This window comes from Oceanobacillus senegalensis, from assembly GCF_900176885.1.
Lineage (GTDB): Bacteria > Bacillota > Bacilli > Bacillales > Amphibacillaceae > Oceanobacillus > Oceanobacillus senegalensis.
In genome coordinates, this window is sequence record NZ_LT839648.1 from 196933 (window position 1) to 217028 (window position 20096).

A 20096-nucleotide genomic window follows, 5' to 3' on the forward strand; every position below is an offset into this window, starting at 1 on the left:
ATGAGATGAAAGTTTTAGTTGTGGGTGCAACAGGAACCATAGGAAAAGCAGTTGTGAATGAGATGCAAGGGGATAATGTAGAGATTATTACAGCAAGTCGAAATAATTCGGATGTAAAGGTAGACATTACTTCAGAAGAAAGCATCAAGAACATGTTTGAGCAGGTTGGTAAAATGGATGCCCTTGTAAGTACAACAGGAGCAGCACACTTTGGACCAGTTGCAGAAATGACAACAGAACAAAATCTTGTTGCAGTAAATAGTAAGCTTTTAGGACAAATTAATTTAGTGCTTCTAGGTTTAGATTATATCGAAGACAATGGAAGCATTACATTAACCACCGGTATCTTGATGGATGATCCTTTAGTGAATGCAGCGTCTGCAGCAATGGCAAATGGTGGTGTTCGTGCTTTTGTTAAATCAGCAGCTATCGAACTACCAAGGGGAATCCGTATTAATAGTGTAAGTCCAAATATGTTAGAAGAATCTAAAGAAAAGTATGGTTCATTATTTGTAGGGACTGAACCTGTTAAGGGGAAAAGTGTTGCTTTAGCATTTAAAAAGAGTATCTTAGGTGCACAAACAGGGCAAAGCTACAATGTTTATTAGAAAGAGATCACACCAATGTTTGGTGTGACTCTCCTTAAAGGGTTAAGAGTTACTAGGAATTCACTTTTGATAGCGATTACAAAGGGGTTGAATTGGTTTTATGTTTAAATTAGGAAGGGATTAGAGTTTAGGATTTCAGAAAATTTCTTCATCTATATGGTTTAAAGATTTTATTATGGAATAATGTGACAAATATTTTCCTAATATTAAATCATTTAAACAATACAAAAAAATCTAGAATTGATCATAATCAGGAGGAATCCTATGCATGATTTTATTAATTGGCTAAATGGGATTGTCTGGAGTTCAGCACTGGTTTATTTCATCTTAGCAGTAGGATTGTTTTATTCTATCGTCACGCGTTTTTTTCAAATAAGACATTTCAAGGAAATGATTAAATTAACGTTCACTGGAAATGGTTCGGAAGCAGGCGTATCTTCTTTTCAGGCATTATCTATGTCCATAGGAAGTAGGGTGGGTATTGGTAATATTGCAGGGGTAGCTACGGCGATTACGCTTGGTGGGCCCGGTGCCGTATTTTGGATGTGGGTGATGGGCTTTTTCTCATCTAGTACCGCTTTTGTTGAAACGGTACTTGCTCAAGTATACAAAAGCAAGCAAGACGGAGAATATCGTGGAGGAACTCCTTACTACATTGGCAAGGGACTGAATATTAAGTGGTACGCTATTCTTTTCGCTATTGTTACGATGATCTCCATGACCATTCTTGTACCAGGTATTCAAGTAAATACCATTGCCCTTTCAGTGGAAAGTGCATTTGGTATTAATCCAGCAATTACTGGCGTTTTACTTGTTGTATTGCTTGGTTTAGTTATTTTTGGCGGCACCAAAAGAATTGCAAAAACAGCTGAAATTGTCGTACCTTTTATGGCTATATCTTTTATCATCATTTGTGTCATTATCTTAATTGCCAATCTTTCACAAATACCTCATGTTCTATCATTGATTATTTCCAGTGCTTTAAGTATTGATTCAACCTTTGGTGGGCTCATTGGATCAGCAATTGCTTGGGGGGTACAACGAGGTGCTTTTTCAAATGCTGCGGGATTTGGTAGTGAAACCTTTGAAAGTGGGGCTGCAGAGGTTACTCATCCTGCTAAACAAGGGTTAGTACAAGCATTCTCCGTCTTTATAACAACATTTGTCATCTGTTCTGCAACCGCCTTTATGATCTTAATAACAGGTATGTATAATGTAGAATCTCCAAATGGTTCTGTGATTGTCAATAATATAGGTAAGGTAGAAGCGGGATCTAGTAACGTCCAACTAGCAGTTGAAACTGTTTTACCTGGGTTTGGTGCCCCTTTCATTGCTATTGCTATTTTTTTCTTCGCGTTTACAAGTCTTATTACGTATTCTTATAAAGCAGAAACAAGTCTTGCTTATCTGAATCGTAACCGAAAAGAAAAAGTAACTTGGCCGCTAACTATTTTGAAAGTTGGATTATTAATTAGTGTAATTTACAACTGTATTAATTCAGCATCATTGGCATGGGGGTTAGGTGACCTAGGATTTGGAATAATGGCTTGGTTAAACATGATAGCAATCCTATTTTTAACAAAGCCTGCATTAATGGTTTTAAAGGATTACGAAGCACAGAAAAAAGAAGGGAAAGATCCAGTATTCCAACCCACTAAGGTGGGAATAGAAGGTGCAGATTTTTGGGAAAAAGAATATGAGCAACAGGATAAAGAGGTGTCTAAAAAAGAACACAAAATTATATAGAAGGAGATTACACGAAAGATTCGTGTGGTTTCCCTCTAAAGGAGGTTTTTTCATTGAAATTTAGTACTGTTGCAATTACTGGAGCTGGTAGTGGACTCGGGGCATCTTTATCGAAAAAGTATTCCATGTTAGGTAGTCATGTATGTTTACTTGGAAGAACGAAAGAAAAGCTAAACCAAACAGCTTCCGAATTAAATGGGGATTATTCTATCTATGAAGTAGATGTGACATCTAGAAAAAATGTAAGGGAAGTTATACAAGAAATTCTATTAAAACACGGTTCGATAGACTGTCTAGTTAATAGTGCAGGGGTAGGAATTTTTAAGAATTTAGAAGAACTTCATGAAGATGAGATTGTTCAAATGCTAGACACAAACTTAAAGGGAACGATATTTTGCACACAGGAAGTATTAATTGGTATGAAAGAACGAAATAGTGGTCAAATAATCAATATTGTATCTGCATCAGGAAAAGAAGCGAAACCTACTGAAAGTGTTTATAGTGCAAGTAAATTTGGGGTTCGTGGGTTCTCGGATGCCGTTGCATTGGAAATAGCAAATACCAATATAAAGATTCATTGTGCTTATATGGGAAATATGAAAACAGACTTATGGAAAAACGACATGGACGAGAAACGCACCGATCAGTTTATGGATCCCGATGATGTGGCAGATATCATTATAGATAGTACGAAACATCAAAATAAGATGTATGTAAAAGATGTAACGATTTTAAACCACAAATGAACCCGCTAAATCAATCATCTTATGGCATTTCATAGACGAAGGCTGCGCTTTAAAAAATTAGTTCCATTTATAGAATAGGATTATACACATAAAAGTCGGAATAGTAACAAAAATATAAATTATGAGATTGACCAAAATGTTAGGAGGAAGTGATTATGGAGGATATAGTAAGTTGGATCAGTGGCTTAGTATGGAATCAGTATTTTATTTATTCGTTTTTGATAGTAGGGCTTATTTTTACCATTGCAACTAGATTTGTGCAGGTAACGCATCTCAAAGATATGTTTCAATTGATATTTAATAGGAAAGCAACCGAAAGTGGTATTTCCTCCTTTCAAGCGATATCCATGTCTTTAGGAAGTCGAGTTGGAACAGGAAATATAGCAGGGGTTGTAACTGCCATTGCTTTGGGGGGGCCTGGCGCTGTATTTTGGATGTGGGTTATGTCCTTTTTGGGAGCTGCCACTTCATTTATTGAGATTACATTGGCTCAAATATATAAAAGTAAACAAAATGGTGAGTACCGCGGGGGTCCTCCTTATTATATAGAAAAGGGATTAGGAATGAAAAGGTTGGCCATCGCATATGCCATCTTGACTATTGTTGCAAATGGCTTTCTCTTAATGAATATTCAATCGAATACCATCGCTGTATCGATGCAAGGGGCATTTGGAATTCAGCCAGTATTTGTTGGATTGTTTTTGGTTGGCCTCTTAGCATTAATAATTTTTGGTGGAACGAAAAGAATTGCAAAAACAGCAGAAGTGGCTGTTCCATTTATGGCTGTTGGGTATTTGGTAGTATGTGCGATTGTACTAATCGCTAACTTCTCTGTTATACCAGAGATTTTTGAGTTAATAATTTCTAGTGCTTTTGGAATAAACTCCACTTTTGGAGGGTTAGTTGGTTCTGCTATAGCTTGGGGGGTTCAACGAGGGTTTTTCTCCAATGCCGCTGGATCGGGTGGGGAAACCTATGAAGGTGCTGCAGCTGAAGTATCTCATCCTGCCAAACAAGGGTTTGTACAAGCTTTTGCAGTATATATCGATACTTGGATAATTTGTTCTGCAACCGCATTCATGGTTTTGATAACCGGAATGTTTAATGTTCATCCCAGTGGTGGAGAAGTTGTTGTTACCAATGTCCCTGGAGTAGTAGCTGGGGCAACAAATGTTCAGTTAGCAGTTGATCAGGTAATTTCAGGTTTTGGTTATCCATTTTTAGCTATTGCTTTACTGTTCTTTTGTTTTACAACCATGATGTCTTATTACTACAAATCAGAAACATCTTTGGCTTATCTAGTTCGTGGTAAAAAAATAAATAGACTTTGGGTAGGGAATATATTAAAGGCTTTAGTTCTGGTTTTTGTTTTCACAGGTTCGATTGTTGCTACAAGTACAGCCTGGGCTCTAGGTGATATTGGATTAGGAAGTATGGCATATTTAAACATATTTGCTATCATTCTTCTTAGAAAACCGGCGTTGAAAGCGCTAAAAGATTATCGAGAACAAAGAAAAGCGGGCATTGACCCAGAATTTGACCCTGTTAAACTTCATATTAAAAATGCAGACTTTTGGGAAGGGCAGACGAAGAATAAGGGTGAGTTTTCGAAAAGGAAGGTACAGTAACTATGTTAGAAAAGCACAGGGTAGAATGCTGATAAAACGTATGGATTGCCGATAAATCCAGGGGAATGCCGATAAACCCAGTGGAATGCCGATAAACCCAGTGGAATGCCGATAAATCCAGGGTAATGCCGATAAACCCAGTGGAATGCCGATAAACCCAGTGGAATGCCGATAAACCCAGTGGAATGCCGATAAACCCAGGAGAATGCCGATAAACCTAGGTGAATGCCGATAAACCCAGTGGAAAGCCGATAAATCATAAGGAACGCTGATAAACCAAAAGTCTATAAAAATACGAATGAACTTAAATAGCCCAAAAAATTAGGGGAGAGGGGACTTTTTATTATGCGATTGAAAGATAAAGTAGCTGTAGTAACAGGGGCTGGATCAGGAAATGGTGCGGCAATAGCTAAAGGGTTTCTTGAGGAAGGAGCAAAAGTTGTTTTTGCAGACATGAACGTTGAAGTAGCAAAGCAAATCGCGGAGGAAACAGCATTTCCTGAAGAGCATTATATAGTGGAAGAAGTGGATGTATCCAATGCTGTATCTGTTAAACAATTAATGGATCGTACGGTTAGCGTATTTTCAAAAATTGATATATTAGTAGCAAATGCGGGAATTACTATTAGAAAGCCTTTTCTCGAACTCACTGAATCCGATTATGATAAGGTGATGGATGTGAATGCAAAAGGTGTTTTTCTTTGTAGCCAAGAAGCTGCTAGATTTATGGTTGAAAAAGGAAGCGGGACCATTATCCATACTTCATCGACTACTTCCGTTATAGCTGAACCCAATGCCGTAGAGTATGGCGGATCCAAAGGGGCTGTTGCAAGTATGACGAGACATATGGCAATGGACTTAGGTGAACATAATATTAGAGTAAATGGGATTGCTCCAGGTACGATTCATACAAACTTAACTCGAGGTCGTTTAGAAGATGAAGAGGTTTTAGCTAGAGAGTCGGAACTCACCTTGTTAAACCGTATTGGAAAGCCAAAGGATGTTGTAGGTGCTGCCATCTTTTTAGCATCTGATGAATCATCGTTTATTACAGGAACACAAATTTTTGTTGATGGTGGTTATTCCGTTAAATAGGTAAATCCCAAGAAAATTATAGATTGATAACATAATATTACTCATAATTGTTCTTTATAAAGTAAAATTCACATAATTATGGGTGTGGTATTTAATTCATGGAGAGGGGGGAGCGTGATTTTATCTGAGAATTTTACGGATAAGCTCCCCTCTTCTTTATTTGAGATTTGCAATTTACCGGAGATTGCTATTAACTATATTCTTACATACTAGAACTGGAGGTAAAAATGAAAGTTCTCTCTGTAAATTCATTATGGTTTGTTTGTTCTATTACGTTAAATGCTTTAGGAAATAGCTTTATGATAATTGCTAACCTAGGAAGCGCTCCCTGGGCATCTGCGGGTGAAAATCTTGCGTATATATTACCACTATCCGTTGGTGTTTGCATTATTATGTTGAACCTATTTTCGTTTGTACTTAGTTATTTAATGAAAGTAAAATTCACCTTAGGAATAATTATTAAAAGTATAGCTCTTGCTTTTGTGTTTGGAATTTTAATTGATCTGTTTTTGTATATCCAACACCAAGTGTATGTACCGGGGGAAATAGGGGTTCGTCTGTTGTACTTATTCATAGGGCTTAATCTTATTGCAATCGCTTTAAGTATTTATTTTCAATCGGGCTCCATCCACTTACCTGCTGACTATTTATTGAAAGCGTTCGGTAAGCTAATGAAGAATTATACATTAGGAAACATCGTATGTACGGCCATTCCGTTGACCATTAGTCTACTTATTATTCTCTATCGACACCATGTATTAGGTCTTGGCCTAGGCACGTTCTTATTTATGATTGGGATTGGCCTTCTAATCGATCAATATAATCGTTGGATTGTGATTTCTAATAATTCCAAGAAGGAAATGCATTCCGCATAAGTTAATTCAGTGTAATGATTCGCAGTGATATCCATAATGAAAGAAGTTACTACGATATTCTTTTGCTATGAGTGGTTTGTAGGTGTATTGTAAATGTGAAATACAAAATAAGGAATCACGGACTTCCGTAATTCCTCTACTAAATTAAACAACTGCAAGCAGTTATCCTTCTCTTTTAGATTAATATTCAATCAGACGGTATGCACTTATAGCTAGTTCAATAGCCTGCCGATTAATGGGTTCCATAAACTCTTTCCCAAGTAGCTCTTCAATTTTAGCTAAGCGATGATACAAGGTCTGTCGGACAATAAAAAGGCGTTTAGCTGTTTCCTTTTTGGAACCCATCGTTTCAAGATAAACAGATAGAGTCATCAGTAAATTTCCATTCATCTTTTGATCAAATTCTATTAATGCCCCTAAATGATCCCACACATAGGACTCTAATTCTCCATGGTCATGTATGGAAATTAACAAACGGTATACTCCAATATCTTCGTAAAATAAGGCATCCAAAATATTTGATTTTTGTATAAAGAGTACGTCATTTGCTTCCTTATAGCTGCGGGCTATATAGGAATAATCCTTTTGAAGGTGACTGATACCTATACGAAGGTCTTGTCCATCCAAAATGTTTTTCTCTTGAATCTGATTAATAGCGTTCGTCACCTGAGTAAAATTATCATTTTCCTTTTTGCCATGGCCATCTTTATAAAAAGGAGCTATGATTGCAATTTTATCTTTAGTCACAGACATGGCAGGAAAAAAACCATGTCTCTTAAATATGGATCGTAACATCATAGATTGCTGTAGCTTTATTTCTTCCCAATCTTCCTCCCCTGTGCCTAAATGATTGGCGTTCGTGTCAATAAGAACTAATCTATAATAAAGGTTTTTCGCGGGTGGTGGGAGTATTTTAAGGGCTGTAGAAGAGTTGTATTCCTCAGTATAAAGTAATTTTTGAACGATTTCTTCTTCTTGGTTTTGCTTTCTTTCTTCTATTGTCCTATTTCGCAGCATGATTTGTGCGATGGCTAATGCAGCGCGGTCTATAAGCGAAAGTGAAAATTCATCTAATTCATCTGACCTCTTTTGTAAGCAAAGATTTCCCCAGGTGTGACCAAGTCCTTTAATCGGGAAGACGGTGTAATATTCGTTGTCTAATACATGCTCCTTGTACGAGTTTACATTCATGGAACGATAGATAAGGGAATGCATAGACTCTGTATGATTTTTCATTTTAGGGGGATAGTANCCTAGGTGAATGCCGATAAACCCAGTGGAAAGCCGATAAATCATAAGGAACGCTGATAAACCAAAAGTCTATAAAAATACGAATGAACTTAAATAGCCCAAAAAATTAGGGGAGAGGGGACTTTTTATTATGCGATTGAAAGATAAAGTAGCTGTAGTAACAGGGGCTGGATCAGGAAATGGTGCGGCAATAGCTAAAGGGTTTCTTGAGGAAGGAGCAAAAGTTGTTTTTGCAGACATGAACGTTGAAGTAGCAAAGCAAATCGCGGAGGAAACAGCATTTCCTGAAGAGCATTATATAGTGGAAGAAGTGGATGTATCCAATGCTGTATCTGTTAAACAATTAATGGATCGTACGGTTAGCGTATTTTCAAAAATTGATATATTAGTAGCAAATGCGGGAATTACTATTAGAAAGCCTTTTCTCGAACTCACTGAATCCGATTATGATAAGGTGATGGATGTGAATGCAAAAGGTGTTTTTCTTTGTAGCCAAGAAGCTGCTAGATTTATGGTTGAAAAAGGAAGCGGGACCATTATCCATACTTCATCGACTACTTCCGTTATAGCTGAACCCAATGCCGTAGAGTATGGCGGATCCAAAGGGGCTGTTGCAAGTATGACGAGACATATGGCAATGGACTTAGGTGAACATAATATTAGAGTAAATGGGATTGCTCCAGGTACGATTCATACAAACTTAACTCGAGGTCGTTTAGAAGATGAAGAGGTTTTAGCTAGAGAGTCGGAACTCACCTTGTTAAACCGTATTGGAAAGCCAAAGGATGTTGTAGGTGCTGCCATCTTTTTAGCATCTGATGAATCATCGTTTATTACAGGAACACAAATTTTTGTTGATGGTGGTTATTCCGTTAAATAGGTAAATCCCAAGAAAATTATAGATTGATAACATAATATTACTCATAATTGTTCTTTATAAAGTAAAATTCACATAATTATGGGTGTGGTATTTAATTCATGGAGAGGGGGGAGCGTGATTTTATCTGAGAATTTTACGGATAAGCTCCCCTCTTCTTTATTTGAGATTTGCAATTTACCGGAGATTGCTATTAACTATATTCTTACATACTAGAACTGGAGGTAAAAATGAAAGTTCTCTCTGTAAATTCATTATGGTTTGTTTGTTCTATTACGTTAAATGCTTTAGGAAATAGCTTTATGATAATTGCTAACCTAGGAAGCGCTCCCTGGGCATCTGCGGGTGAAAATCTTGCGTATATATTACCACTATCCGTTGGTGTTTGCATTATTATGTTGAACCTATTTTCGTTTGTACTTAGTTATTTAATGAAAGTAAAATTCACCTTAGGAATAATTATTAAAAGTATAGCTCTTGCTTTTGTGTTTGGAATTTTAATTGATCTGTTTTTGTATATCCAACACCAAGTGTATGTACCGGGGGAAATAGGGGTTCGTCTGTTGTACTTATTCATAGGGCTTAATCTTATTGCAATCGCTTTAAGTATTTATTTTCAATCGGGCTCCATCCACTTACCTGCTGACTATTTATTGAAAGCGTTCGGTAAGCTAATGAAGAATTATACATTAGGAAACATCGTATGTACGGCCATTCCGTTGACCATTAGTCTACTTATTATTCTCTATCGACACCATGTATTAGGTCTTGGCCTAGGCACGTTCTTATTTATGATTGGGATTGGCCTTCTAATCGATCAATATAATCGTTGGATTGTGATTTCTAATAATTCCAAGAAGGAAATGCATTCCGCATAAGTTAATTCAGTGTAATGATTCGCAGTGATATCCATAATGAAAGAAGTTACTACGATATTCTTTTGCTATGAGTGGTTTGTAGGTGTATTGTAAATGTGAAATACAAAATAAGGAATCACGGACTTCCGTAATTCCTCTACTAAATTAAACAACTGCAAGCAGTTATCCTTCTCTTTTAGATTAATATTCAATCAGACGGTATGCACTTATAGCTAGTTCAATAGCCTGCCGATTAATGGGTTCCATAAACTCTTTCCCAAGTAGCTCTTCAATTTTAGCTAAGCGATGATACAAGGTCTGTCGGACAATAAAAAGGCGTTTAGCTGTTTCCTTTTTGGAACCCATCGTTTCAAGATAAACAGATAGAGTCATCAGTAAATTTCCATTCATCTTTTGATCAAATTCTATTAATGCCCCTAAATGATCCCACACATAGGACTCTAATTCTCCATGGTCATGTATGGAAATTAACAAACGGTATACTCCAATATCTTCGTAAAATAAGGCATCCAAAATATTTGATTTTTGTATAAAGAGTACGTCATTTGCTTCCTTATAGCTGCGGGCTATATAGGAATAATCCTTTTGAAGGTGACTGATACCTATACGAAGGTCTTGTCCATCCAAAATGTTTTTCTCTTGAATCTGATTAATAGCGTTCGTCACCTGAGTAAAATTATCATTTTCCTTTTTGCCATGGCCATCTTTATAAAAAGGAGCTATGATTGCAATTTTATCTTTAGTCACAGACATGGCAGGAAAAAAACCATGTCTCTTAAATATGGATCGTAACATCATAGATTGCTGTAGCTTTATTTCTTCCCAATCTTCCTCCCCTGTGCCTAAATGATTGGCGTTCGTGTCAATAAGAACTAATCTATAATAAAGGTTTTTCGCGGGTGGTGGGAGTATTTTAAGGGCTGTAGAAGAGTTGTATTCCTCAGTATAAAGTAATTTTTGAACGATTTCTTCTTCTTGGTTTTGCTTTCTTTCTTCTATTGTCCTATTTCGCAGCATGATTTGTGCGATGGCTAATGCAGCGCGGTCTATAAGCGAAAGTGAAAATTCATCTAATTCATCTGACCTCTTTTGTAAGCAAAGATTTCCCCAGGTGTGACCAAGTCCTTTAATCGGGAAGACGGTGTAATATTCGTTGTCTAATACATGCTCCTTGTACGAGTTTACATTCATGGAACGATAGATAAGGGAATGCATAGACTCTGTATGATTTTTCATTTTAGGGGGATAGTAGACCGTTGTTTTGGCGTCATCTGTCAAAACGAATACGTTAGCACTAAAGTGATAATGTAATTCTTTTAGTATTTTTAAAATCCCATTTGGTTCTAAAGATAATTCATTAAAATGATTAGATAGGAGATGGAGCTTGTGAAGCATTTGATGATGACGGTTAATCAGAATGGTGTGTAGATCTTGGGTGATATCTACAAATCTAATAACTCGTTCAAATGCGATGATGGGAAAATCATGTTGATCAGCAAATTCTATAATGGCAGGAGATATGTGGGGTACATGTAATCCGAGTTCGATACAAATTCCTGCAACATCTTTCTCGATTAGTTTTTTCATCTTTGGTATTCCAGCAGGTGAATCAAATTGAATGTTCGACCCCGTGGTAAGAATTAATTCCCCGCCATTTATAAATGATTCAAACGCCTCCATCTCCAGAATATGTGCCCACTTAACTTCTCGATATGTTCCTCCCTTACCAGCAATTAATTTTCCGTGTTGAAATATATCTCTGTCTAATACCTCTTTTATCGTTACTTTCCAGCGTTCCATAGTATGGCCTCCGATATGTTAAATTGAAAGGGGTTTCATTTCACACTATGTAAAATGCTTTCTTCTGTGAAACCCTATACAATAAATTATGTAATAGAGAAAAGGTTCTGTCAAACCTAATTAGGCAGGGCTCTTACTGCAAGAGAGATGAGCATCAAAAGTTACATAATGGACATTTTGTTAAAAGCAATAGCTAATGGAAGGAGAGGTTAGGAATGGAAACGTTAGTAAAACAGCCATCGCTAGTTGAAAAAGACAGGCAAAATGTATGGCATCATATTTCACCTTATAGTGAAAAAAATCCACCAATGATTGTGGATGATGGGGAAGGTTCTTGGATTACCGATCATAATGGAAACAGGTACTTAGACGGGATGTCTGGGTTATGGTGTGTCAATGTTGGTTATGGTCGGGAGGAGCTAGCGCAGGCTGCCTATGAACAAATCAAAAAAATGGCTTATACACCGATGACGCAAAGCCATCTTCCAGCAATTGAGTTAGCGGAAAAATTAAATGAAATGCTTGATGATGACTATATGATTTTTTACTCCAACAGTGGTTCCGATGCGAATGAAGTAGCATTTAAGATAGCTCGTCAATATCATCAGCAAAATGGTGAAGCCAATCGTTATAAAATTCTATCCCGCTATCGTTCTTATCATGGAAGTTCCATGGGAGCACTATCTGCTACAGGGCAAGCATTAAGAAAATATAAGTATGAACCTCTTTCTTCTGGATTCTTACATGTTGCCCCACCAGATAATTATCGGAAACCGGAGGGCGTTTCTATAGAAGAATATAATTTACAGAAAGCGAGAGAGATTGAAGAAACCATTATTTGGGAACAAAAGGAAACGATTGCTGCAGTTATTATGGAACCATTAATTACTGGTGGCGGTATTCTCATTCCTGATCCTGTTTATGTAGAAGAAGTAGAAAAAATTTGTAAACGTCATGGTGTTCTACTAATCATTGACGAGGTAATTTGTGGATTTGGAAGAACGGGTAAATCTTTCGGTCACAAACATTTTAATATAAAACCAGATATCATTACGATGGCAAAAGGTCTAACAAGTGCCTATCTACCATTATCTGTAACGGCAGTTCGAAAGGATATTTACGAATCATTTAAGAACAGTGAAGATAATAGCCATTTTCGTCATGTTAACACCTTTGGAGGAAATCCGGCTGCTTGTGCCTTGGCATTGAAAAATATTGAAATCATGGAAAGAGAAAATTTATACGAGCGATCTGTAGAATTAGGCAATCGCCTTTTAAATGGATTAGATGAACTGAAAAGCTATGCTAGTGTTGGTGATATACGCGGACTTGGCTTACTTGTAGGAATAGAAATGGTAGAAGATAAAGGAACCAAGCAACCAGGGTCTAAAGAAAGAGTTGGAAAAATAATTGCGGCTTGTAAAGAGAATGGACTCATTATTGGTAAAAACGGAGATACCGTTGCAGGTCATAATAATATTCTAACACTTAGCCCACCATTATCTTCTACAGATGAAGATATTGATTTTATCATTGCAGTTTCAAGAAAAGTTTTTAAAGAAAATGAGGCATAAAGCTTATCTAATCAAGATAGATACAAGAGACTTAATAAGATTAAATTGCTAGGAGGAATTGAAATGACACAAACAACTGTTGAAACCTTAAAAAACTATATTGGTGGAGAATGGGTAGAAGCAAAATCAGATAAAACAGAAGCCGTTTACAATCCGGCAACAGGTGAAGTCATTGCAGAGGTGCCTATTTCAGCGCAGGAAGATTTAGATCATGCGGTTCAAATTGCTGCAAAGGCTTTTGAAACTTGGAAAGAAACACCTGTACCGAAACGTGCTAGAATTCTATTTAAATATCAACAATTGCTAGTAGATAACTGGGATGAACTTGCTAGATTAATAACTATTGAAAATGGAAAAAACTTTAAAGAAGCACATGGTGAAGTTCTACGAGGTATTGAAAATGTGGAATTTGCTGCTGGTGCACCATCGTTAATGATGGGGGAACAGCTTCCATCGATTGCAACGGAATTAGAATCTGGTGTCTATCGTTATCCAATCGGTGTCATTGGTGGAATTACACCATTTAACTTCCCAATGATGGTACCTTGCTGGATGTTCCCGATGGCCATTGTAACAGGAAATACTTTTGTACTGAAGCCATCTGAGCGTACCCCATTACTTGCTAATCGTTTGGCAGAGTTACTAGAAGAAGCAGGACTTCCTAAGGGTGTATTTAATATTGTTCATGGGGCACATGATGTGGTAAATGGACTATTGGATCATAAGAAAGTGGCAGCGATTTCTTTTGTTGGTTCACAGCCTGTTGCAGAATATGTGTACAAGCGTGGAACAGAAAACTTGAAACGTGTGCAAGCATTAGCTGGTGCGAAAAACCACTCTATCGTATTAGGTGATGCAAATCTAGACAATGCTTCTACACAAATTTTGAATGCGGCATTTGGTTCTGCTGGGGAACGTTGTATGGCTGCATCTGTTGTAGCGGTGGAAGAATCTGTTGCAGATGAATTTATTGCTCAATTGAAACAAAAAGCGGATGACATTGAAATTGGAAATGGATTAGATGAAGGGGTATTCCTTGGACCAGTTATCCGTGATAACCACAAAGAACGTACATTAGGCTATATTGAACAAGGTGAGAAAGAAGGAGCAAAACTTGTTCGTGATGGTCGTAAGGATGAAGCGGCGAAACAAGAAGGCTATTTTGTTGGACCAACTATTTTTGACAATGTATCAACAGAAATGAAAATTTGGCAAGATGAAATNTACGTCATTTGCTTCCTTATAGCTGCGGGCTATATAGGAATAATCCTTTTGAAGGTGACTGATACCTATACGAAGGTCTTGTCCATCCAAAATGTTTTTCTCTTGAATCTGATTAATAGCGTTCGTCACCTGAGTAAAATTATCATTTTCCTTTTTGCCATGGCCATCTTTATAAAAAGGAGCTATGATTGCAATTTTATCTTTAGTCACAGACATGGCAGGAAAAAAACCATGTCTCTTAAATATGGATCGTAACATCATAGATTGCTGTAGCTTTATTTCTTCCCAATCTTCCTCCCCTGTGCCTAAATGATTGGCGTTCGTGTCAATAAGAACTAATCTATAATAAAGGTTTTTCGCGGGTGGTGGGAGTATTTTAAGGGCTGTAGAAGAGTTGTATTCCTCAGTATAAAGTAATTTTTGAACGATTTCTTCTTCTTGGTTTTGCTTTCTTTCTTCTATTGTCCTATTTCGCAGCATGATTTGTGCGATGGCTAATGCAGCGCGGTCTATAAGCGAAAGTGAAAATTCATCTAATTCATCTGACCTCTTTTGTAAGCAAAGATTTCCCCAGGTGTGACCAAGTCCTTTAATCGGGAAGACGGTGTAATATTCGTTGTCTAATACATGCTCCTTGTACGAGTTTACATTCATGGAACGATAGATAAGGGAATGCATAGACTCTGTATGATTTTTCATTTTAGGGGGATAGTAGACCGTTGTTTTGGCGTCATCTGTCAAAACGAATACGTTAGCACTAAAGTGATAATGTAATTCTTTTAGTATTTTTAAAATCCCATTTGGTTCTAAAGATAATTCATTAAAATGATTAGATAGGAGATGGAGCTTGTGAAGCATTTGATGATGACGGTTAATCAGAATGGTGTGTAGATCTTGGGTGATATCTACAAATCTAATAACTCGTTCAAATGCGATGATGGGAAAATCATGTTGATCAGCAAATTCTATAATGGCAGGAGATATGTGGGGTACATGTAATCCGAGTTCGATACAAATTCCTGCAACATCTTTCTCGATTAGTTTTTTCATCTTTGGTATTCCAGCAGGTGAATCAAATTGAATGTTCGACCCCGTGGTAAGAATTAATTCCCCGCCATTTATAAATGATTCAAACGCCTCCATCTCCAGAATATGTGCCCACTTAACTTCTCGATATGTTCCTCCCTTACCAGCAATTAATTTTCCGTGTTGAAATATATCTCTGTCTAATACCTCTTTTATCGTTACTTTCCAGCGTTCCATAGTATGGCCTCCGATATGTTAAATTGAAAGGGGTTTCATTTCACACTATGTAAAATGCTTTCTTCTGTGAAACCCTATACAATAAATTATGTAATAGAGAAAAGGTTCTGTCAAACCTAATTAGGCAGGGCTCTTACTGCAAGAGAGATGAGCATCAAAAGTTACATAATGGACATTTTGTTAAAAGCAATAGCTAATGGAAGGAGAGGTTAGGAATGGAAACGTTAGTAAAACAGCCATCGCTAGTTGAAAAAGACAGGCAAAATGTATGGCATCATATTTCACCTTATAGTGAAAAAAATCCACCAATGATTGTGGATGATGGGGAAGGTTCTTGGATTACCGATCATAATGGAAACAGGTACTTAGACGGGATGTCTGGGTTATGGTGTGTCAATGTTGGTTATGGTCGGGAGGAGCTAGCGCAGGCTGCCTATGAACAAATCAAAAAAATGGCTTATACACCGATGACGCAAAGCCATCTTCCAGCAATTGAGTTAGCGGAAAAATTAAATGAAATGCTTGATGATGACTATATGATTTTTTACTCCAACAGTGGTTCCGATGCGAATGAAGTAGCATTTAAGATAGCTCGTCAATATCATCAGCAAAATGGTGAAGCCAATCGTTATAAAATTCTATCCCGCTATCGTTCTTATCATGGAAGTTCCATGGGAGCACTATCTGCTACAGGGCAAGCATTAAGAAAATATAAGTATGAACCTCTTTCTTCTGGATTCTTACATGTTGCCCCACCAGATAATTATCGGAAACCGGAGGGCGTTTCTATAGAAGAATATAATTTACAGAAAGCGAGAGAGATTGAAGAAACCATTATTTGGGAACAAAAGGAAACGATTGCTGCAGTTATTATGGAACCATTAATTACTGGTGGCGGTATTCTCATTCCTGATCCTGTTTATGTAGAAGAAGTAGAAAAAATTTGTAAACGTCATGGTGTTCTACTAATCATTGACGAGGTAATTTGTGGATTTGGAAGAACGGGTAAATCTTTCGGTCACAAACATTTTAATATAAAACCAGATATCATTACGATGGCAAAAGGTCTAACAAGTGCCTATCTACCATTATCTGTAACGGCAGTTCGAAAGGATATTTACGAATCATTTAAGAACAGTGAAGATAATAGCCATTTTCGTCATGTTAACACCTTTGGAGGAAATCCGGCTGCTTGTGCCTTGGCATTGAAAAATATTGAAATCATGGAAAGAGAAAATTTATACGAGCGATCTGTAGAATTAGGCAATCGCCTTTTAAATGGATTAGATGAACTGAAAAGCTATGCTAGTGTTGGTGATATACGCGGACTTGGCTTACTTGTAGGAATAGAAATGGTAGAAGATAAAGGAACCAAGCAACCAGGGTCTAAAGAAAGAGTTGGAAAAATAATTGCGGCTTGTAAAGAGAATGGACTCATTATTGGTAAAAACGGAGATACCGTTGCAGGTCATAATAATATTCTAACACTTAGCCCACCATTATCTTCTACAGATGAAGATATTGATTTTATCATTGCAGTTTCAAGAAAAGTTTTTAAAGAAAATGAGGCATAAAGCTTATCTAATCAAGATAGATACAAGAGACTTAATAAGATTAAATTGCTAGGAGGAATTGAAATGACACAAACAACTGTTGAAACCTTAAAAAACTATATTGGTGGAGAATGGGTAGAAGCAAAATCAGATAAAACAGAAGCCGTTTACAATCCGGCAACAGGTGAAGTCATTGCAGAGGTGCCTATTTCAGCGCAGGAAGATTTAGATCATGCGGTTCAAATTGCTGCAAAGGCTTTTGAAACTTGGAAAGAAACACCTGTACCGAAACGTGCTAGAATTCTATTTAAATATCAACAATTGCTAGTAGATAACTGGGATGAACTTGCTAGATTAATAACTATTGAAAATGGAAAAAACTTTAAAGAAGCACATGGTGAAGTTCTACGAGGTATTGAAAATGTGGAATTTGCTGCTGGTGCACCATCGTTAATGATGGGGGAACAGCTTCCATCGATTGCAACGGAATTAGAATCTGGTGTCTATCGTTATCCAATCGGTGTCATTGGTGGAATTACACCATTTAACTTCCCAATGATGGTACCTTGCTGGATGTTCCCGATGGCCATTGTAACAGGAAATACTTTTGTACTGAAGCCATCTGAGCGTACCCCATTACTTGCTAATCGTTTGGCAGAGTTACTAGAAGAAGCAGGACTTCCTAAGGGTGTATTTAATATTGTTCATGGGGCACATGATGTGGTAAATGGACTATTGGATCATAAGAAAGTGGCAGCGATTTCTTTTGTTGGTTCACAGCCTGTTGCAGAATATGTGTACAAGCGTGGAACAGAAAACTTGAAACGTGTGCAAGCATTAGCTGGTGCGAAAAACCACTCTATCGTATTAGGTGATGCAAATCTAGACAATGCTTCTACACAAATTTTGAATGCGGCATTTGGTTCTGCTGGGGAACGTTGTATGGCTGCATCTGTTGTAGCGGTGGAAGAATCTGTTGCAGATGAATTTATTGCTCAATTGAAACAAAAAGCGGATGACATTGAAATTGGAAATGGATTAGATGAAGGGGTATTCCTTGGACCAGTTATCCGTGATAACCACAAAGAACGTACATTAGGCTATATTGAACAAGGTGAGAAAGAAGGAGCAAAACTTGTTCGTGATGGTCGTAAGGATGAAGCGGCGAAACAAGAAGGCTATTTTGTTGGACCAACTATTTTTGACAATGTATCAACAGAAATGAAAATTTGGCAAGATGAAATCTTTGCACCGGTATTATCCATTGTTCGTGTGAAAGATTTAGGAGAAGCAATCGATGTGACGAACCAATCTCGTTTTGCAAATGGTTCTTGTATTTTCACAAGAGATGGTGGTAGTGTTCGTCAGTTCCGTGAAACCATTGATGCAGGTATGCTAGGAGTTAATATTGGGGTTCCAGCTCCAATGGCATTCTTCCCATTCTCTGGCTGGAAGGATTCCTTCTATGGTGATTTACATGCCAATGGAAAAGATGGACTTAACTTCTATACGCGTCAAAAAGTAATTACAACGAAATGGGTATAAACAAAGATAAAATTAAATCCTATTGCCTGATAGGAGAGTAGAATGAAGATAAAAAATCGGCTCTAAAATATATGTTGGGGTTTTAATAAAATTTAAGCATAAAAAAACACGCAAGCTCCTATATCCTTTAAACTTGAATTGACGAGAAACAAGTGGATAGGAGTTGCGTGTATATGTATTTTAACATGAAATTACCTGGATTAGAAGAAATGAAAATAACGAAAACAGAGGAGATAGAGGGATCCTTTCATATTCATGTTCAGTTGCCAAAAAAACCTCATAAATGCCCTTCTTGTGGGGAGATAACAGAGCGTATTCATGATTATCGAGTGCAAAAAATTCAGCATTTAAAATTGTTTGAACGTAGAACCTATATTTTTTATCGTAAGCGTCGTTATAGGTGTGAGTGTGGAAAGAGGTTTGTAGAAAACAATAATATTGTCTATCGTTATCAGCGACATACGGTGGAATGGAATCAGGCGTTAGGTTTTCGAGTGATAAAGGGGAAGAATTTCAAGGATACTGCTGCCCAATTTCATACGTCATCCAATACAGCTATGCGACGTTTTGATAACGTATCAGCTGGTAAATTACGTGAGGTTAAAGCTCTGCCACGGGTAATAGCGATCGATGAATATAAGGGCGATACAAATAAAGGTAAATATCAAACCATTATCGGTAATGGTGAGACAGGTGAGCCTTTGGATATTCTTCCTGATCGGTCCGTAAAAACGGTGAAAAAGTATCTACAGGAAAAGGGAGAAAAAGTAGAAATAGTCATTATGGATATGAGTCATAGCTTTAAATCAGCTGTTCAACAAGCATTGGGGAATCCTATTATTATAGCGGATCGATTTCATTTCTGTCGTTATATTTATTGGGCACTCGAACGTGTGCGAAGACGAGTTCAAAAAGAATTCCACCCTTATGATCGTAAAAAGTGCAAGCGAATGAAGCATGTATTTTATAAGCATTATGAAGCCCTTAGCGCAAAACAACATTGGTACTTAGAAAGATATTTAGGGTTATCAGAAGATTTGAGAACAGCTTATGGGTTAAAAGAATCTTATCGAACTTGGTTTGAAGAAGCAAAGAAAATAGGAAAAGATAATATGAAAGAGGTTAAAGAAGGGCTGTATCAGTTTTATACGCAAGTAAAAGATGCGGGTTTAGAGGAATTTGAAAAAGCGATACAGACGCTACAAAATTGGCAACCTGAAATATTGAACAGCTTTGCCTTTGGGTATAGTAATGGGTTTATTGAAGGATTGAATAATCAAACAAAGGTTATCAAGAGAAATGCCTTTGGATTCAAGAGATATGATCGATTGAGATTAAGGGTATTATTACACCATCAATTTAAATCCGTAGCCAATTCAATAGGTTAAAGGGGTAGGAGCTAATAGCCCCACCCCAACATTTGACTTAGAACC

The 20096-nt window shown here is 37.2% G+C and carries 15 protein-coding genes and 1 pseudogene; 13 read left to right on the top strand and 3 right to left on the bottom strand.

Features of this window, described 5'->3' with window-relative positions; genetic code table 11:
* Positions 1-5 precede the first annotated feature (5 nt).
* The 6 genes from CAO17_RS01070 to CAO17_RS01095 all read left to right on the top strand — a co-directional run bounded on the left by CAO17_RS01070 (position 6) and on the right by CAO17_RS01095 (position 6698).
* Positions 6-608: a short chain dehydrogenase gene (locus CAO17_RS01070; RefSeq protein ID WP_085991006.1), complete on the top strand. Its 603-nt coding sequence runs from the start codon at positions 6-8 to the stop codon at positions 606-608.
* Positions 609-872: 264 nt separating this feature from the next.
* Positions 873-2354: an alanine/glycine:cation symporter family protein gene (locus CAO17_RS01075; protein ID WP_085991007.1), complete on the top strand. Its 1482-nt coding sequence runs from the start codon at positions 873-875 to the stop codon at positions 2352-2354.
* 53 nt (positions 2355-2407) lie between these two features.
* Positions 2408-3100, top strand: coding sequence for an SDR family oxidoreductase (locus CAO17_RS01080; protein WP_085991008.1), 693 nt, complete (start codon positions 2408-2410; stop codon positions 3098-3100).
* A 155-nt stretch (positions 3101-3255) separates the two neighbouring features.
* A complete protein-coding gene (locus CAO17_RS01085) occupies positions 3256-4728 on the top strand; it encodes an alanine/glycine:cation symporter family protein (protein WP_085991009.1) in 1473 nt (490 codons plus the stop codon).
* Positions 4729-5073: 345 nt separating this feature from the next.
* A complete protein-coding gene (locus CAO17_RS01090; protein WP_085991010.1) occupies positions 5074-5823 on the top strand; it encodes an SDR family NAD(P)-dependent oxidoreductase in 750 nt (249 codons plus the stop codon).
* A 227-nt stretch (positions 5824-6050) separates the two neighbouring features.
* Entirely contained in the window at positions 6051-6698 is a 648-nt protein-coding gene (locus CAO17_RS01095) for a DUF6198 family protein (protein ID WP_085991011.1), read from the top strand.
* Between the two features lie 180 nt (positions 6699-6878).
* Here CAO17_RS01095 and CAO17_RS01100 read toward each other — a convergent pair whose 3' ends face one another.
* Positions 6879-7934: a PucR family transcriptional regulator gene (locus tag CAO17_RS01100; protein WP_179151855.1), complete on the bottom strand. Its 1056-nt coding sequence runs from the start codon at positions 7932-7934 to the stop codon at positions 6879-6881.
* Positions 7935-8079: 145 nt separating this feature from the next.
* Between CAO17_RS01100 and CAO17_RS01105 the strand changes: the two genes are divergently transcribed.
* On the top strand, positions 8080-8829 hold the full coding sequence (locus CAO17_RS01105; protein WP_085991010.1) for an SDR family NAD(P)-dependent oxidoreductase: 750 nt from the start codon (positions 8080-8082) through the stop codon (positions 8827-8829).
* 227 nt (positions 8830-9056) lie between these two features.
* A complete protein-coding gene (locus CAO17_RS01110; RefSeq protein WP_085991011.1) occupies positions 9057-9704 on the top strand; it encodes a DUF6198 family protein in 648 nt (215 codons plus the stop codon).
* Positions 9705-9884: 180 nt separating this feature from the next.
* Here the strand turns inward: CAO17_RS01110 and CAO17_RS01115 are convergent, their stop codons facing one another.
* Positions 9885-11504 (bottom strand): PucR family transcriptional regulator, encoded by a 1620-nt coding sequence (locus tag CAO17_RS01115; protein WP_085991013.1) that lies wholly within the window; start codon positions 11502-11504, stop codon positions 9885-9887.
* A 215-nt stretch (positions 11505-11719) separates the two neighbouring features.
* Between CAO17_RS01115 and CAO17_RS01120 the strand changes: the two genes are divergently transcribed.
* Positions 11720-13078 carry an aspartate aminotransferase family protein gene (locus CAO17_RS01120; protein ID WP_085991014.1) on the top strand — a complete coding sequence of 453 codons (1359 nt, stop codon included), beginning with the start codon at positions 11720-11722 and terminating at the stop codon, positions 13076-13078.
* 63 nt (positions 13079-13141) lie between these two features.
* Positions 13142-14326, top strand: a pseudogene (gene mmsA, locus CAO17_RS01125) (CoA-acylating methylmalonate-semialdehyde dehydrogenase); the annotation flags it as partial.
* Here mmsA and CAO17_RS01130 read toward each other — a convergent pair.
* Positions 14270-15565 carry a PucR family transcriptional regulator gene (locus CAO17_RS01130; RefSeq protein WP_085991016.1) on the bottom strand — a complete coding sequence of 432 codons (1296 nt, stop codon included), beginning with the start codon at positions 15563-15565 and terminating at the stop codon, positions 14270-14272. The pseudogene mmsA and the gene CAO17_RS01130 overlap by 57 nt on opposite strands.
* A gap of 215 nt (positions 15566-15780) precedes the next feature.
* Between CAO17_RS01130 and CAO17_RS01135 the strand changes: the two genes are divergently transcribed.
* The 3 genes from CAO17_RS01135 to CAO17_RS01145 all read left to right on the top strand — a co-directional run bounded on the left by CAO17_RS01135 (position 15781) and on the right by CAO17_RS01145 (position 20051).
* Positions 15781-17139, top strand: a complete 1359-nt coding sequence (locus CAO17_RS01135; RefSeq protein WP_085991014.1) for an aspartate aminotransferase family protein — start codon at positions 15781-15783, stop codon at positions 17137-17139.
* 63 nt (positions 17140-17202) lie between these two features.
* Entirely contained in the window at positions 17203-18663 is a 1461-nt protein-coding gene (locus CAO17_RS01140) for a CoA-acylating methylmalonate-semialdehyde dehydrogenase (protein WP_085991017.1), read from the top strand.
* Between the two features lie 167 nt (positions 18664-18830).
* Complete coding sequence (locus CAO17_RS01145) at positions 18831-20051, top strand: ISL3 family transposase (RefSeq protein WP_085991018.1); 1221 nt, start codon at positions 18831-18833, stop codon at positions 20049-20051.
* The last annotated feature ends 45 nt before the right edge of the window (positions 20052-20096 follow it).

Bases quoted from the DNA above. Each gene is read 5' to 3' on its own strand.
- CAO17_RS01110 (WP_085991011.1), top strand. From the start codon at position 9,057: ATGAAAGTTCTCTCTGTAAATTCATTATGGTTTGTTTGTTCTATTACG.
- CAO17_RS01140 (WP_085991017.1), top strand. From the start codon at position 17,203: ATGACACAAACAACTGTTGAAACCTTAAAAAACTATATTGGTGGAGAA.
- CAO17_RS01085 (WP_085991009.1), top strand. From the start codon at position 3,256: ATGGAGGATATAGTAAGTTGGATCAGTGGCTTAGTATGGAATCAGTAT.
- CAO17_RS01095 (WP_085991011.1), top strand. From the start codon at position 6,051: ATGAAAGTTCTCTCTGTAAATTCATTATGGTTTGTTTGTTCTATTACG.
- CAO17_RS01070 (WP_085991006.1), top strand. From the start codon at position 6: ATGAAAGTTTTAGTTGTGGGTGCAACAGGAACCATAGGAAAAGCAGTT.
- CAO17_RS01090 (WP_085991010.1), top strand. From the start codon at position 5,074: ATGCGATTGAAAGATAAAGTAGCTGTAGTAACAGGGGCTGGATCAGGA.
- CAO17_RS01120 (WP_085991014.1), top strand. From the start codon at position 11,720: ATGGAAACGTTAGTAAAACAGCCATCGCTAGTTGAAAAAGACAGGCAA.
- CAO17_RS01100 (WP_179151855.1), bottom strand. From the start codon at position 7,934: ATGAAAAATCATACAGAGTCTATGCATTCCCTTATCTATCGTTCCATG.
- CAO17_RS01075 (WP_085991007.1), top strand. From the start codon at position 873: ATGCATGATTTTATTAATTGGCTAAATGGGATTGTCTGGAGTTCAGCA.
- CAO17_RS01105 (WP_085991010.1), top strand. From the start codon at position 8,080: ATGCGATTGAAAGATAAAGTAGCTGTAGTAACAGGGGCTGGATCAGGA.
- CAO17_RS01115 (WP_085991013.1), bottom strand. From the start codon at position 11,504: ATGGAACGCTGGAAAGTAACGATAAAAGAGGTATTAGACAGAGATATA.
- CAO17_RS01135 (WP_085991014.1), top strand. From the start codon at position 15,781: ATGGAAACGTTAGTAAAACAGCCATCGCTAGTTGAAAAAGACAGGCAA.